This is a genomic window from Zhengella sedimenti (assembly GCF_046506625.1).
Classification (GTDB): Bacteria; Pseudomonadota; Alphaproteobacteria; order Rhizobiales; family Rhizobiaceae; genus Zhengella; species Zhengella sedimenti.
This window is the reverse complement of sequence record NZ_JBKFFP010000006.1, coordinates 1-15,034: the sequence shown is the minus strand read 5'-3', so window position 1 is coordinate 15,034 and position 15,034 is coordinate 1. Positions and strand designations below refer to the sequence as shown.

The 15,034-nt window shown below is 65.6% G+C and carries 15 protein-coding genes and 3 tRNA genes; 9 read left to right on the top strand and 9 right to left on the bottom strand.

Translation table 11 applies throughout. From position 1 onward, the window contains the following. Positions 1-12 precede the first annotated feature (12 nt). The 5 genes from ACLB6G_RS15875 (at position 13) to ACLB6G_RS15855 (ending at position 4,984) form a co-directional block, all read left to right on the top strand. Positions 13-930: a 2-dehydro-3-deoxygalactonokinase gene (locus tag ACLB6G_RS15875; RefSeq protein ID WP_410357186.1), complete on the top strand. Its 918-nt coding sequence runs from the start codon at positions 13-15 to the stop codon at positions 928-930. Beyond that, positions 930-1,532 carry a 2-dehydro-3-deoxy-6-phosphogalactonate aldolase gene (locus ACLB6G_RS15870; protein WP_410357185.1) on the top strand — a complete coding sequence of 201 codons (603 nt, stop codon included), beginning with the start codon at positions 930-932 and terminating at the stop codon, positions 1,530-1,532. The genes ACLB6G_RS15875 and ACLB6G_RS15870 overlap by 1 nt, the downstream gene beginning before the upstream one ends. An 89-nt stretch (positions 1,533-1,621) precedes the next feature. Next, positions 1,622-2,539: a dihydrodipicolinate synthase family protein gene (locus ACLB6G_RS15865; RefSeq protein WP_410357184.1), complete on the top strand. Its 918-nt coding sequence runs from the start codon at positions 1,622-1,624 to the stop codon at positions 2,537-2,539. Positions 2,540-2,556: 17 nt separating this feature from the next. After that, positions 2,557-3,453 carry an SMP-30/gluconolactonase/LRE family protein gene (locus tag ACLB6G_RS15860; protein ID WP_410357183.1) on the top strand — a complete coding sequence of 299 codons (897 nt, stop codon included), beginning with the start codon at positions 2,557-2,559 and terminating at the stop codon, positions 3,451-3,453. 25 nt (positions 3,454-3,478) lie between these two features. Further along, positions 3,479-4,984 carry an aldehyde dehydrogenase (NADP(+)) gene (locus ACLB6G_RS15855; RefSeq protein ID WP_410357182.1) on the top strand — a complete coding sequence of 502 codons (1,506 nt, stop codon included), beginning with the start codon at positions 3,479-3,481 and terminating at the stop codon, positions 4,982-4,984. A 61-nt stretch (positions 4,985-5,045) separates the two neighbouring features. On the opposite strand, the gene ACLB6G_RS15850 is transcribed toward ACLB6G_RS15855, so the two are convergent. After that, on the bottom strand, positions 5,046-6,737 hold the full coding sequence (locus ACLB6G_RS15850; RefSeq protein ID WP_410357181.1) for a tetratricopeptide repeat-containing sulfotransferase family protein: 1,692 nt from the start codon (positions 6,735-6,737) through the stop codon (positions 5,046-5,048). Positions 6,738-6,883: 146 nt separating this feature from the next. Between ACLB6G_RS15850 and ACLB6G_RS15845 the strand changes: the two genes are divergently transcribed. After that, entirely contained in the window at positions 6,884-7,198 is a 315-nt protein-coding gene (locus tag ACLB6G_RS15845; protein ID WP_410357180.1) for an antibiotic biosynthesis monooxygenase family protein, read from the top strand. Between the two features lie 75 nt (positions 7,199-7,273). On the opposite strand, the gene ACLB6G_RS15840 is transcribed toward ACLB6G_RS15845, so the two are convergent. The 7 genes from ACLB6G_RS15840 to ACLB6G_RS15810 all read right to left on the bottom strand — a co-directional run bounded on the left by ACLB6G_RS15840 (position 7,274) and on the right by ACLB6G_RS15810 (position 13,031). Continuing rightward, entirely contained in the window at positions 7,274-7,423 is a 150-nt protein-coding gene (locus tag ACLB6G_RS15840; RefSeq protein WP_410357179.1) for a hypothetical protein, read from the bottom strand. 511 nt (positions 7,424-7,934) lie between these two features. After that, a tRNA-Thr gene (locus tag ACLB6G_RS15835) sits at positions 7,935-8,010 on the bottom strand. Positions 8,011-8,070: 60 nt separating this feature from the next. Beyond that, a complete protein-coding gene (locus tag ACLB6G_RS15830) occupies positions 8,071-8,805 on the bottom strand; it encodes a peptidase (protein ID WP_410357178.1) in 735 nt (244 codons plus the stop codon). Positions 8,806-8,843: 38 nt separating this feature from the next. Next, positions 8,844-9,638 (bottom strand): transglutaminase family protein, encoded by a 795-nt coding sequence (locus ACLB6G_RS15825; protein ID WP_410357177.1) that lies wholly within the window; start codon positions 9,636-9,638, stop codon positions 8,844-8,846. Positions 9,639-9,643: 5 nt separating this feature from the next. Continuing rightward, positions 9,644-10,585 (bottom strand): alpha-E domain-containing protein, encoded by a 942-nt coding sequence (locus ACLB6G_RS15820; protein WP_410357176.1) that lies wholly within the window; start codon positions 10,583-10,585, stop codon positions 9,644-9,646. A 1-nt stretch (position 10,586) separates the two neighbouring features. After that, positions 10,587-11,996, bottom strand: a complete 1,410-nt coding sequence (locus ACLB6G_RS15815; protein WP_410357175.1) for a circularly permuted type 2 ATP-grasp protein — start codon at positions 11,994-11,996, stop codon at positions 10,587-10,589. Positions 11,997-12,173: 177 nt separating this feature from the next. Next, entirely contained in the window at positions 12,174-13,031 is an 858-nt protein-coding gene (locus ACLB6G_RS15810; protein WP_410357174.1) for a TrmH family RNA methyltransferase, read from the bottom strand. A 202-nt stretch (positions 13,032-13,233) separates the two neighbouring features. On the opposite strand from ACLB6G_RS15810, the gene ACLB6G_RS15805 reads away from it, so the two are divergent. Together ACLB6G_RS15805 and ACLB6G_RS15800 are read left to right on the top strand one after the other, a co-directional pair. Further along, positions 13,234-13,318: transfer RNA gene (locus tag ACLB6G_RS15805), tRNA-Tyr, on the top strand. Positions 13,319-13,334: 16 nt separating this feature from the next. Beyond that, positions 13,335-13,408 (top strand) — tRNA-Gly (locus ACLB6G_RS15800). A 16-nt stretch (positions 13,409-13,424) separates the two neighbouring features. Here ACLB6G_RS15800 and ACLB6G_RS15795 read toward each other — a convergent pair. Next, positions 13,425-14,240: an ion transporter gene (locus ACLB6G_RS15795; RefSeq protein WP_410357173.1), complete on the bottom strand. Its 816-nt coding sequence runs from the start codon at positions 14,238-14,240 to the stop codon at positions 13,425-13,427. Positions 14,241-14,450: 210 nt separating this feature from the next. On the opposite strand from ACLB6G_RS15795, the gene ACLB6G_RS15790 reads away from it, so the two are divergent. After that, the coding region (locus ACLB6G_RS15790; protein WP_410357172.1) for a GTP-binding protein at positions 14,451-15,034 on the top strand (584 nt) is incomplete at its 3' end.

The following is a 15,034-nucleotide window of genomic DNA, read 5'->3' as shown; positions in this document are numbered from 1 at the left end:
CAGAAAGAGACAATGGCCGGACTGGACTGGATCGCGGTGGACTGGGGCACCAGTGCGCTGCGCGTCTGGGCGCTCGATGCAAAGGGCCGGGTGCTGGATCGGGTCTCGTCGCCGGAAGGCATGGGCACCCTGTCCGGGCCGGACGCCTACGAGGATGCGCTGCTTCGCCTGGCGGACGGCTGGCTTGACGGGCGGGAAAAGCCGGTGCCCGTGATCGTCTGCGGCATGGCCGGCGCACGCCAGGGCTGGAAGGAAGCTGCCTACCGCAAGGCGCCATGCAGGCCGGCGAGCGGCACGGGGCTGACCGCCGTCTCCACGCGTGACCGGCGTATCGCGGTCAAGATCGTGCCGGGCATCTGCCAGGACGATCCTGCCGACGTGATGCGCGGCGAGGAAACGCAACTGGCAGGCCTCGTCTCGGCCATCGGTGTCAGCGATGGCATCGTCTGCATGCCGGGCACGCACAGCAAATGGGTGCGGCTGGCCGGCGGCCGGGTGACCGCCTTTTCCACCGTGATGACGGGCGAGATGTTCGCGCTCATGGCCGGACATTCCGTGCTGCGCCATTCGGCCGCGGGCGACGGGCATGACGAGGCGGCGTTTGCCGCTGCGGTGCGCGAGATGATCGCCGCACCCGAAACGTTGACGGCGGCGCTGTTCTCGGTGCGGGCCATGGCGCTGCTCGACGAGGCGTCGCCGGCTGTGTGCCGGGCGCGCCTTTCCGGCTTGCTGATCGGCGCGGAACTCGCGGCGATGCGCGATTACCGGAAGACAGGAAAGGTCCATGTCGTTGGCGCGGGACCGCTTGTCGCGCGCTATGCGCAAGCCATGGATATCGCCGGTGCGCAAGCCGTGCCGGAAGACGGAGAGGCGTTGACGCTGGCTGGCCTCACAGCCGTGCGGGCGGCCCTTGGCGGGGGTGAGGGATAATGCGAAGACTTGTGGCCATCCTGCGGGGTATCCGTCCGGACGAGTCGGTGGATATCGGCGCGGCGCTCATCGAGGCCGGCTTTTCCATGATCGAGGTTCCGCTCAATTCGCCCGATCCGCTGGACAGCATCGCCCGCCTGGCCGGCGCCTTCGGCGACCGGGCGCTGATCGGTGCGGGGACCGTGCTGACTCCCGAACAGGTTGACCATGTGCGCGGTGCGGGCGGGCGCCTTGTCGTCTCGCCCAATTGCGAGCCTGCGGTGATCGCGCGCACACTGGAGCACGGGATGGTCTCCATGCCCGGCGTCTTTACCCCGACGGAGTGCTTTGCCGCGATCCGGGCCGGCGCGAAGGCGTTGAAGCTGTTCCCTGCATCGCTTGCCGGACCGGACGGATTGAAAGCGATCAAGGCGGTGCTGCCGCCGGATGTCGAGGTCTTCGCGGTGGGCGGCGCATCGGCAGATAATTTCGGTGACTGGCTGGCTGCAGGCGCTGCCGGGTTCGGCATCGGTTCGGCGCTCTACCGGCCGGGCGACGATGCCGCGACCGTTGGCGAACGGGCGCAGGCCATTGTCGCCGCCTGTGACGGTGCGGTGCGATGACTTTTTTCAGGCCGGCAGGGCCGCATCGCGACCAACTCCTTGCCGCTTCCATGCGCTGGCGGCACCTTTTCGCAGAGAGGACATGACAGATGAAAACCCCGCTTTCCGGCATTCTTCCGGTCGCGCCGACACCCTTCCACGACGACGGCAGCCTCGACACGGAAGGCATGAAGCGCGTCATCGACTGCATGATCGACCAGGGTGTCGATGCCATCTGCATCCTCGCCAATTATTCCGAGCAGTTCCTGCTGTCCGACGATGAACGGGCAACGCTGATGAAGCTGAGCCTGGAGCATGCCGCCGGCCGCGTGCCGGTGATCGTGACGATCAGCCATTTCTACACGGATATCGTCGTGCGCCGCGCGCGCGATGCACAGGCCATGGGGGCATCCATGGTCATGATGATGCCGCCTTACCACGGCGTCGGACTGGTGCCCGCGGCGCAGGGCATTTTCGAGCATTTCCAGGCGGTCAGCGACGCCATTTCCATACCCATCATGGTGCAGGATGCGCCCTTGTCCGGTGCGCCGCTGCCGGTCGATCTGCTGGTGCGCATGGCGCGCGAACTGGAAAACGTCTCCTATTTCAAGATCGAGGTGCCGTTTGCCGCCGACAAGCTGGCGGCGCTGATCGAGGCGGGCGGCGAGCACATCGCGGGACCGTTCGACGGCGAGGAGGCGGTGACGCTGCTGGCCGACCTGGATGCCGGCTGCACGGGCAGCATGACCTCGGCCATGTTCCCCGACCGGATCAAGCCGATTGTCACCGAACACCTGGCCGGCAACAAGGATGCCGCGCTGGCGCACTGGACGCGCTGCCTGCCGCTCATCAACCACGAAAACCGGCAATGCGGGCTTCGCGCGGCCAAGGTGGTGATGAAGGAAGGCGGCGTGATCGGTTCGGACCACGTGCGCCACCCGCTCAAGCCCATGTCGTCGCGTACGCGCGAGCGGTTGCTGCAACTGGCGCGCGACCTGGACATCCTTGCGCTCAAGTGGGGCAAATAAGGCGGGAGGGACGCGCGATGACCATCGTCAAGGCGAATACGGTGAAGCTGGCTTCGGACTGCTGCGAACTGGGCGAGGGACCGCATTACGACCGGATGCGTGACAAGGTCTTCTGGTTCGACATTGTGGGTTGCCGGCTGCACGAGCACCGTTTTGCCTCCGGCGAGACGGTCGCCCATGAGCTGCCGCGCATGGGGTCGGTCATCGCGCGCATCGACGATCACCGCCAGATGCTGGCCATGGAGGACGGGCTCTATCTGCGCGACGTGGAGTCGGGCGCACTGGACCTGCTGGTGGCACTGGAGGCCGACAAGCCCTCCAACCGTTCCAATGACGGGCGGGTGCATCCCTCGGGCCGGCTCTGGATCGGCACGATGAGCAAGACGGCCGAACGGGCGGCCGGCGCGATCTACTGGTCGGACGGGCGCGCGGTGCGGCGGCTCTGGGACGGTATCTCCATTCCCAATTCGATCTGCTTCTCGCCCGACGGCAGTGTCGGGCATTTCGCCGATACAGGCGCCAACAAGGTCTGGCGGGTCGCGCTCAATCCCGAAACCGGCATGCCAAGGGGCGAGCCGGAACTGTTCCTCAAAGGCAGCGACCTGCCGCTGGGCGGATGGTTCGACGGTTCCGTCATGGATGCCAAGGGGGTCTTGTGGAACGCGGCCTGGGGCGGCGGCTCGGTCTCCGGCTTCGCGCCCGACGGTTCGCTCGTGGCGACCTATGAAATACCCGCCGGACAAACCAGTTGTCCGTGCTTTGTCGGGGGCAGACTGGACCGACTCCTTGTGACAACGGCCTGGCAGGGGTATTCGGAAGCCAAACGCGCCGCGGATCCCGGAGCGGGTTACACCTATCTGGTCGACGGACAGTTCAAGGGCATCGCGGATACCGATTTCCGTCTCGACGCCTGAAACGCAAACACAGGGACACTTTGAAATGCTGACAGGCAAGCACCTCGTTGCCGGCGACTGGGTCGCCACGCAAACCACGTTCACCTCGGAACCGGCGCACGGGCCGGCGCACGATTTCGCCGTGGGCACGCCGGATCTGGTGGACCGGGCGGCGAAGGCGGCGGAAGAAGCCTTCTGGTCCTACGGCTACTCCTCGCGCGAAGAGCGCGCCGCCTTCCTCAACGCCATCGCCGACGAGATCGAGGCGCGGGGAGAGGCCATCACGGAAATCGGCACGCAGGAAACCGGCCTGCCGGAAGCGCGCCTCAACGGCGAGCGGGGGCGCACGACCGGCCAGCTTCGCCTTTTCGCAAGCCATATCCTGAAGGGCGATTATCTCGACCGGCGCCATGACGAGGCGCTGCCAGACCGCCAGCCGCTGCCGCGGCCCGACATCAGGCTGGTGCAGCGGCCGATCGGCCCTGTGGCCGTGTTTGGCGCCTCCAACTTCCCGCTGGCCTTCTCGACGGCGGGCGGCGACACGGCGGCGGCACTGGCGGCCGGTTGTCCCGTGGTGGTCAAGGGCCATTCGGCGCATCCGGGCACGGGCGAGATCGTCGCCCAGGCCATTGACGCGGCGATCAAGGCCTGCGGCCTCCATCCGGGCGTCTTCTCGCTCATCCAGGGCGGCAAGCGCGACGTCGGCACGGCACTTGTCCAGCATCCGCTGATCAAGGCGGTGGGCTTCACAGGATCGCTGGCCGGCGGGCGGGCGCTGTTCGACCTGTGCGCCCAGCGGCCCGAGCCGATCCCCTTCTTTGGCGAACTGGGCTCGGTCAACCCGATGTTCCTGCTGCCAGAAGCCATGAAGGCGCGCGGCGGCGAGATCGCCAGGGGCTGGGCCGGTTCGCTGACCATGGGCGCCGGGCAGTTCTGCACCAATCCCGGCATCTGCGTTGTCCTCGACGGACCGGAGGCGGATGGTTTCATCGAGGCGGCGACGGCGGCGCTGGAGCCCGTCGGCGCGCAAACCATGCTGACCGACGGCATTGCCGCGGCCTATCGCGCCGGCCGCGACCGGATCGCCGGGACGGCGGGCGTTCAGGAAGTGCTCACCAGCATGTGCGACCTGCGCAACGCCACGCCCTACCTGTTCGCCACCACGGGCAAGGAATGGCTGGAGAACGAGGCGCTGGGCGAGGAAGTGTTCGGCCCGCTCGGCCTGATCGTGCGCGTTTCCGATTTCGACGAGATGCTCAAGATCGCGCGCTCGCTGCATGGCCAGCTGACCTGCACCATCCACATGGATGAGGGCGACACGGCGCATGGCCAGGCGCTGATGCCGGTGCTGGAACGCAAGGCCGGCCGCATCCTCGCCAACGGCTTCCCGACGGGGGTGGAGGTGTGCGACGCCATGGTGCATGGCGGACCTTACCCGGCCTCGACGAATTTCGGCGCCACCTCGGTCGGCACGCTGTCGATCCGGCGTTTCCTGCGCCCCGTCAGCTACCAGAACATGCCGGAAGCCCTGTTGCCGGGCGACCTGAAGTAAGAAAGCTCCCGGCCCGGCAGAACGCTGCCGGGCCGGTTGCCCGCGGGGAAGACCCGCCCGATCAGGCAAGACCGTCAATGAGCGGACCCAGCCAGGGCTCGTATTTCCGCCAGGCCTGTGAACTGCCCCTGTAGAGCGGTTGGCGTACCTGTGCCGCACTCGCGGTGCGCACGCTGCGCCCGGTTTCGTGGAAGCGCAGGCATGCGTCGTCCCAGGGCAGGGCGCAGATATCCAGCAGGCGGCGGGTTTGCGCCTCCTGGTTTTCGGTCAGCGCCTCGTAGTCCAATTCGTGAATGCGGCCGGGGAGGAGCTCCTTCCAGAACGCCATGAGATCGTCGTGAAGGCGCGTATAGGCCGCTATATCGGCGAGATCGAACGAGAATTCCAGCCCGCGGGCCGGGAAGAAGGTCCGGAAGACTGACCAGCCTGTCGCCACGGCATCGCGGCGGGTGTGGATGAAGACGGCCTCGGGCAGGGCGGCGGCGGCATGGCCGATCCAGCGGAAATTGAGCGGCATCTTGTCGACGATGACGGGCCGGTCCGTGTCAAGTGCCGCGAGTTGGTCAAGGTAGCTTCGCCGGATCGCTGCGATCCCGTCCTGGCTGATGCTGCCTTGCGCAAGCGCCGGCGCGACGGCCAGCCTCAGGGCCTGCAATTCACCGGCGCCGTACACGTCCGCGTGGCTGGCGAGGATCTGCTCTGCCAGCGACGTTCCCGACCGCGGCATTCCGACGATGAAAACGGGCCGGCGCGGGCCGGGCGGCACATCGAGCGGTGCGGGCATGCCCTGCGCGAACTGGCCGCGGATACGGGCAAACAGGGCGTGGTGTTCCGCCATCACGTCTCCGGCGCCAATGCGGGCGATCCGGTTGCCCTCGGCAAAGAATGCGAAGGCGCGCGCAGGGTCGCCGCTGTCATCCAGCGCCTTGCCGAGGGCAAAGGTGAGGTGCATGCGGTCGCTGTCGCTGGTCGCGGCGGCGAGCGCCTCTTCCATGACCGCGATCGACGGATCTCCCGCGCCGAAGCGGATCTCGTTGGCAAGGTTGCGCCAGGCCTGCGCATAGTCCGGCCTGGCCTGCAAGGCGGCCCTGTACCGGGCGATGGCCTCCTCATGGCGACCGAGTGCGGACAAGGCAATGCCGAGGTTGTTCAGGGCTTCGGCGAAACCGGGCCGCAGTACCAGGGCTTTCTCCAGAAAGGCAATGGCTTGCAGCGGTTTGTTCAAGCCGATCATGGCGTTGCCGAGGTTGTTCAGCGCCTCGGGGAAATCCGGCTGCAGGGCGAGTGCCCTTTGCACATGCGCAACGGCTTCACCATGATGGCCGAGCGTGTTGAGCGCATCGCCGACATTGTTGTGATGGCCGGCCACACCCGGCGCCAGCGCAAGAGCCTGGCGATGGGCTTCCAGTGCCAGCAAGGGCGCCCCCGCAGCGGCGTGGCAGGCCCCGCACAACGTGTGCAGGAAGGCTGTGTCCGGGAACCGGACGAGGAGTGCCTGCGCGCGCGCCAGTGCGTCGCCTGTGCGTCCGGCGCGCCATAACGCCAGCACGGATTCGGCGGTGGCGCGATCAAGCACCGGCGTTTTCGGCCGGACGGTCCGCAGGGCGGCGAGGGCATCGGCGGCCCGCCGGTTTTCCGGAAAGCGCTCCAGGATTGCCGCATAGAGGGCTTCCGCGCCGGGACGGTCGCCCTTCCGGATCAGCCCGGCTGCCTTCTTGAGTGCCTGATCGGCGGAGCGGATGGGAATCGTCATGGCAAGTGTCGCGTCTGTCTGGACGTTCCGGTGGTCTGACCGCCATGGTGACGGACCAACCTTGCCCGAGGCCGGTTGTTGCGTCTTGCGGCGTGGTCAAGCAAAGGTTCTCTCACCGCTGCGCATCTGAAAGGAGAAACCACCCCATGTTCATCGCCATGAACCGGTTCAAGGTCGAAAAGGGTTGCGAGGACGCCTTCGAGGCCATCTGGAAGAACCGCAAGTCCACGCTTCACGAGATGGACGGATTCGTCGATTTCAACCTCTTGCGTGGCCCGGAAAACGAGGCGGAGGGCTATCGCCTCTACGCGTCGCACACGATCTGGAAGAGCGAGGCGGATTTCCTTGCCTGGACGAAATCGGAAAACTTCCGCAATGCCCACAAGAATGCCGGCCAGCACAAGGTGATGTACAAGGGGCCGCCCCAGTTCGAGGGGTTCACCGCCATCGAAGGCGTCTGAGGGGCGGGTTGCGGACCCGTCCGCGCGCAATTCACATCCGTGAAGTTCACGGCGCAGACCGGCGAGTTATGCAACTCAGCTATCCCGGCTTTCCCTTCGTGTGTCGGTACGCGGTTGCTCTTCCGTGACCGGCTTGGACGGGTTTGGCTTTTTTCGCGTTTGGGTGTCGCCGTGTTCGCCAGGTGAAGGCTGTTCCTCGGTAATGGGCTTGGATGTCTTGGTCATGGGTTCTCCTGTCGAGGCCTGATGGTCAGCGGCGCAGCACCGCCATGAGATGGCGAGATGGCCTGCGCCGGGGCATTTCCGGTTTTCCTTGGATCGGTCCAATGCCCTGTCTCGTCATCTCCGCGTCGTTCCGGACGCAAAACCGGTACACTTTGGAGCGACCCCGACGCGGAGGTGTGGCCGGCATCTGTCGTGCTTGATGGCTCCCGCACTTCGAGGATCCCTGCGTCCGATGGCCTTTGCTGACAGACAACTTGAAACCGGTGCGAACAGTTCCGGCTGAAGCGGACGGTTCTTGGAAAAAACGCTCCGCGCGCCTTTGCCAAAGCGGTGGAGTGTGTAACCGGTGGGCAGTGAGGAACCGGATTGTGGCCGAAGGGGCTGCCGGCCTGGCGACGTCACATCCGGAAAGCGGATATCGGCCGGAGTTCGAGTGGCGGATCCCGCCACGCATCTGGACTCCGGAACCCGGCCGGATCGGTTCGAAGCACGCTCAAGTCATTGAAAGCCTTGGTGCCCCCGGACGGACTCGAACCGCCGACCCCCTGATTACAAATCAGGTGCTCTACCAACTGAGCTACAAGGGCGCTGGCGCCATGCCTACCACAATCGGCGCGGGCTGCAAGCATTTTGGTGGGGCAGCGCTGTCACGCCTGGTCGTAATCGGGCAAGCGGGCGAAGGCTGCGCGCAGCGCTTCCGACCAGCCTTCCGAAATCGTCCGGTAGTAGGGGTCGTCGGCGGTGAAGCGGTGGCGCTGGCGAAGCCGGAAACTGTCCCTGTCATAGAACATCAGGTCGAGCGGCATGCCCACGGAAAGATTGGAGCGCAGGGTCGAATCGAAGGACACGATCAGCAGCTTCGCGGCTTCCGCGAAGGTCATCTCCGGATCATAGGCGCGCACGATGATGGGCCGGCCATACTTGTGCTCGCCAATCTGGAAGAAGGGCGTCTCGTCGCTCGTCTCGATGAAATTGCCCTCCGGGTAGATCATGAACAGGCGCGGTTCGCTGCCCCGGATCTGTCCGCCGACAATGAAATTGGCATGAAACGTCGATTCCGCCTTCTGGCCGCCCTGGGCCGTGGAGGCGATCACCTCCTTCAGCGTATCGCCGACAAGGCGGGCGGTCTGGAACATCGAGGGCGTGTCGAGCAGGGTGGAGCGGCGCTCGCCGGGTGCCTTGGAGCGCTCGTCCAGCAGGCTCACAACGGCCTGGGTCGTGGCCAGGTTGCCGGCCGACAGGAGCACGATGGAGCGTTCGCCCTCGACCTCCCAGGAGAACATCTTGCGCATGACTGACACGTTGTCGACGCCGGCGTTTGTCCGCGTGTCGGACATGAAGGCCAGGCCGCGTTTCATCTTCAGGGCGACGCAATAGGTCATGGCGGGAATCGGTCCGTGCGTGATTGCACACGCTGCGATTACTGCTCCACGTTTATGTTGACCGCAAGCGTTTCTTCGGCGTGGCCGAAGCGAATGCCCGAGACGGGGCCGGCCTCGGTGTAGTCGCGGCCATGGGCGATGCGCGCATAGCGCTCGTCCGGGCACATCCGGTTGGCGCAGTCGAAACCGACCCAGCCCAGCCCGTCGACATGGGCATCGGCCCAGGCATGGCTGGCGACCTGCTGCTCGCTGCCTTCCATGTAGAGATAGCCCGACACGTAACGCGCGGGCACGCCCATGGTCCGGGCCGCGGCGCAGAACACATGGGCGTGGTCCTGGCAGACGCCCTGGCCGCCGGCGAGCGCCTCGGCCGCGGTCGTGACGGAACTCGTCCGGCCGGATTGGTAGGCGACCCGGTCGGCGATCAGGTGCATCAGCCTGTGAAGGCCGTCGAGATCGCCGCGCCCGCCTGTCTCGGCGGCCAGCGCGAGGATGGCCTCGTCGGGTTCCGTCAGCGTGGTGGGGCCGACGTAAAGCCAGAGTGGCGCGGGGCCCCTGTTGATCCCGAGCACGCCGGAAGTGTCGCGGGTCTCGATCACGCCCGTGGCCTCGATCGACAGGTGGTCGGTGCCGTCGCGGGCGCTGACCAGCCAGGTTTCGTTGCCGTAGCCGTCGACATAGCGCGCCTCGACCAGGCCGCCGGTTATGTCCAGCGTCCAGGACGCGACCGTCTGGGCCGCGTCGTCACGCGGGACAAGGCGCAGACGCTGCAGCGCATAGGGCACTGCCCGGTCGTAGAGGTATTCCGTGTGATGGCGGATCGTCAGTCGCATGGCGGTCAATAGAAACGGTAGGCGTCGGCGATGTCGTTGCCGAGCTTGTTGTTGCCGGAAATGAATTCGATGAGGAATTCGTGAAGTCCCTTGTCGATGATGTCGGCCGCCGATGTCGCCTTGAGCCGGGCAAGCGTTTCCCCGGCGGTGTCGTGGCAGGCATGGCGCACACCGTAGTCGCGTTCGAGATAGTCCAGGTTGTCGACGATGTTCGTGGCGCAGAAGGCCAGCGAGCGCGGCATGCGCGGATTGAGGACAAGGAAGTCGATGATGTTGGCCGGCTTGTAGCGCACGTCATAGACCCAGCGGTAGGAGCGGTGGGCGGAGACCGAGCGCAGGATCGATTCCCACTGCTGGGTATCCAGCGCCGATCCGACCCAGGAAGTACCGGGCAGCAGCACGTAGTATTTCACGTCGAGGATGCGCGCGGTGTTGTCGGCCCGCTCGATGAACGTGCCGAGGCGGGCGAAATCGAAGCGCTCGTCGCGCAGCATGGTGCCGACGAAGGCGCCGCGGATGAGCGCGGTTTCCCGCTTGATCAGGTTCAGCAGTTCGGGAAGCCGCTTCTCGTCGACAGGACTGGACAGGGCCGCCTTCAGGTTCATCCAGGCGGTGTTGATGTTCTCCCACACCTCGCGGGTCAGCGCGGTGCGCACCATGCGCCCATTGCTGCGCGCGGTCTCGAAGCATTGCAGCACCGAGGAGGAGTTCGATTCGTCGCGCAGCATGAAGTCGATCGCCTTCTGCGCGTCGACCTGGCCGTGCACCGCCTGGAAGGCGCCTGCAGCGCCGGCGCTTTGCAGGATGGATGTCCACGAATCGATCTGGTCGCCGTCGCCGGTCAGGGCGACGTGATGGCCGGTATCGACAAGGCGGGCGATGTTCTCGGCCCGCTCGATGTAGCGGTGCATCCAGTAGAGGCCGTTGGCGGTGCGTCCCAATAGCATGTCAGTCGTCCAGTACCCAGGTGTCCTTGGTGCCGCCGCCCTGGCTGGAATTGACCACGAGCGAGCCCTCCTTCAGCGCCACGCGCGTCAGTCCGCCCGGCACGATGCGCACCTGGTCGGAGACGAGCACGAAGGGGCGCAGGTCCACATGGCGCGGCGCAAGGCCCTTTTCGGTCAGGATGGGACAGGTGGACAGCGCCAGGGTCGGCTGCGCGATGTAGTTGGCGGGATTGGCCTTCAGCTTGGCGGCGAACGCCTCGCGTTCCTTCTTGCTGGCAGCCGGGCCGACCAGCATGCCGTAACCGCCGGAACCGTGCACCTCCTTGACCACGAGGCTGCCCAGATGCTCCAGCACATAGGACAGGCTGTCGGCCTCCGAACAGCGCCAGGTCGGCACGTTGGGAAGGATCGCCTTGCGGCCGGTATAGAATTCGACGATCTCCGGCATGTAGGAGTAGATCGCCTTGTCGTCGGAAATGCCGGTGCCCGGCGCATTGGCGATGGTGATACCGCCGGCGCGATAGACATCCATGATGCCGGCGACGCCGAGCGCGGAATCGGGCCGGAAGGTGAGGGGATCGAGGAAATCGTCGTCGACGCGGCGGTAGAGGACGTCGATCGGCTTGTATCCGGCCGTCGTGCGCATCGCCACGCGTCCGTTCTCGATGCGCAGGTCCGAGCCTTCCACCAGTTCGCAGCCCATCTGGTCGGCAAGGAAGGCGTGTTCGAAATAGGCCGAATTGTAGATCCCGGGCGTCAGCACGGCGACCGTGGGCGGGCCGTCGCAGACCGGCGGGGCGACCGCCTCCAGCGAGCGGCGCAGCAATTCGGGATAGTTCTCAACCGGGCGCACGCGGATGTCGCGGAACAGTTCGGGGAAAAGCTGCATCATCGTCTCGCGGTTCTCCAGCATGTAGGAGACGCCGGACGGCGTGCGCGCATTGTCCTCCAGTACGTAGAAATCATGCTCGCCGGTGCGCACGATGTCGGTGCCGATGATGTGGGTATAGACCCCGCCCGGGGGCTTCATGCCGAGCATTTCGGGCAGGAAGGCCTTGTTGCGGGCGATCAGTTCGACCGGCAGGCGGCCGGCCTTGACGATTTCCTGGCGGTTGTAGATGTCGTCGAGAAAGGCGTTGAGGGCGACGACGCGCTGTTCGATGCCCTGGGCCAGGCGGCGCCATTCGGCACCCGACAGGATGCGGGGAACGATATCGAAGGGGATCAGGCGTTCGGCTGCTTCCGCCTCGCCGTAGACGTTGAAGGTGATGCCGGTGCGCCGGAAGACCTGCTCGGCGTCGGCGCTCTTGCGCTTCAGGTCCTCGGCGGTCTGGCGCGCGTACCAGTCATCGTAGCTCAGGTAGGGCCAGCGGGTTGTCTCGTCCTTTCGCATCTCGTCGAACGCTGTCACGGAAACGCTGCCCTCCTTCCAATCCGGCCTTCAAGTATCAGGCTTGGCTGAACCATTTCACGATTTTGCAAAGCAAAAGGCAAGCCAGTTGGCGTCGCTGCGGCGCGGCCGGTTCGCACCATCGCGATTGCGCGGCGTCTGCCTGCATCCTGGGCAATGTGCCTGCGCGGCAGGCAGTCAGGGGGTGGCCGACAGGTGCCGCGTGGCCGCGTAGAGGGCGATCGCGGCGGCGTTGGAGACGTTGAGCGAGCGGATGGCTCCCGGCATGTCGAGGCGTGCCAGTGCAGTGACGGTGTCGCGCGTCTTCTGGCGCAAGCCCTTGCCTTCGGCGCCGAGCACCAGGGCGATGCGCCCGCCCGCGAGCGTCGCTTCCAGTTCCAGCGGACCGTCCGAATCCAGCCCGATCGTCTGGAAGCCGGCCGCGGCCAGTGTCTCCAGTCCCTCAGCAAGGTTGCGCACGGTGATATGGTCGATGTGTTCGAGCGCGCCTGAGGCCGACTTGGCCAGCACGCCGCTTTCGGCGGGACTGTGGCGCGCCGTGGTAATGAGCGCACCCGCGCCGAAGGCGACCGCCGAGCGCATGATCGCGCCGACATTGTGCGGATCGGTGACCTGGTCGAGGACGAGGACAAGCCTTGTGTCGCCAAGGGCGTCGAGGGGCTTGGAGTCCAGCGGGCGAACCTCGAGCAATGCGCCCTGGTGGACGGCCTCGGAACCGGTGATGCGGTCGATGATTTTCGGCTCCACGATTTCCACTGGGAAGGGCAGGGCCTTTTCGTCTTCCACGCCGAGGCGCGAGAGGGCATTGCGCGTTGCCAGCAGCCGCTCGCAACGGCGCGCAGGATTGGCCAGCGCCTCGCGCACGGTATGGAGGCCATACAGGCGCACGAGGCCGTCGTCCGGCATGTCGCCTGCCACCGGCGCCGGCTTGCGGCGGGGCGGCGGGCCGCCCCTCTTGGCATCGCGGTGGGCGCGGCGCAGCTTGGCGTAATGGCTGTCGCGGTCGCTGCGGGAAGATTTGTCGTCATCGCTCATGGGGGTTCCTTTATCAGCGCCCGCCGGCGCTGCCTATGGGGTTTGCCGCGGCCGGGAAAAAATCCGCACGAGAATGCATCCGGCCCGGTTGACAGGCTTGGACGCAATCGCCATAAGGCCACTCGCGGTTCGGCGGCGAAGGTTTTCCAGACGCTTGCTGGTCTTGCGAAATGCCTCGTGGCTCTGCCTCAGGACCGGTTCCGGAGGGGTGTCCGAGTGGTTAAAGGAGACGGACTGTAAATCCGTTCGCTATGCGTACGCTGGTTCGAATCCAGCCCCCTCCACCACCGGCCTGGCAGATGTGCGGGTATAGCTCAATGGTAGAGCAGCAGCCTTCCAAGCTGAATATGCGGGTTCGATTCCCGCTACCCGCTCCAGTCTCCCTCCAGGACGTCAATCGGCCGTATCGGCGGATCGCCGCGCCGAAACCTGTTCGCGCAACGCCTTGACCTCGCTTGCCAGCATCCGGATTTCATTGAGCATCTGCTCCTGATCGGCATGCAGCGTTTCGCGCTGCTCGGCGGCGCTTTGCTCGTGCTCGGACTGCATGGCGGAGACAATGATACCGATGAACAGGTTCAGGACGGTGAAGGTGGTCGCCACGATGAACGGGATGAAGAAGAGCCAGGCCGCCGGGTACGCTTCCATGACGGGGCGTACGATGCCCATCGACCAGCTTTCCAGCGTCATCACCTGGAACAGCGTGTAGGCCGAGGCGCCGAGCGAACCGAACCATTCGGGAAATGACGCGCCGAACAGCTTCGTGGCGATGACCGAGAAGATGTAGAAGACAAGGGCGAGCAGGCCCATGATCGAGCCCATACCGGGCAGGGCGGCAAGCAGGCCGCCGATCACCCGGCGCAGCGACGGCACCATGCCGACAAGCCGCAGGACGCGCAGGATGCGCAGCGCGCGCAGCACGGATAATGGCCCGGCGGCGGGAATCCACGCGATGGCGACCACGGCGAGGTCGAAGATCCGCCAGGGGTCGCGCGGAAACTGGCGGCCGTGGACGAGCAGCTTCAACGACAGTTCAACGGTGAAGATCCAGAGAAAGATCTGGTCCAGCGTCTTCAGCAACCCGCCGGCGGCAGCCATGGCGCTCGCGCTGGTTTCAAGGCCCAGGGTCACGGCGTTGACGACGATGATGGCCATGATGGCCTGGTCGAAGAGGGGGGAGGTGACGGCGCGGCGAATCGCGGCAATCATCGCGTGGCTCCATTGATGCGAACGGCAATCAGATGCAGGCGGCGATGGCGGTTTTCAAGTCCGGCCGGTCCTGCGGCGCGGCAAAGCTCGAAAAGAGCCCGGGCCAAGCCAAATTGAAGCTTGCGTCCAAACCGTTAAAGCCTTATTTGGCGCACTCATCGTTCCGGGCCGCCGGGTAAGCAAGCCAAATCATCACGGGAAGACATATCGATGGCGAAGGGTAAATTCGAGCGCAACAAGCCGCATGTGAACATTGGCACGATCGGCCACGTTGACCATGGCAAGACGTCTCTGACGGCCGCGATCACGAAGTTCTTCGGCGAGTTCAAGGCGTATGACCAGATTGACGCGGCTCCGGAAGAGAAGGCGCGCGGCATCACGATCTCGACGGCGCATGTCGAGTACGAGACGGAGAACCGTCACTACGCACACGTCGACTGCCCCGGCCACGCCGACTACGTGAAGAACATGATCACGGGCGCGGCGCAGATGGACGGCGCGATCCTGGTGTGCTCGGCCGCCGACGGCCCGATGCCGCAGACGCGCGAGCACATCCTTCTGGCCCGCCAGGTCGGCGTTCCGGCGATCGTGGTGTTCCTGAACAAGGTCGACCAGGTCGACGACGAGGAGCTTCTGGAACTGGTCGAGCTGGAAGTGCGCGAGCTTCTTTCGAGCTACGAGTTCCCGGGCGACGACATTCCGATCATCAAGGGTTCTGCGCTTGCCGCTCTTGAAGACAGCGACAAGAAGATCGGCGAGGACGCGATCCGCGAGCTGATGGCCGCCGTCGACGC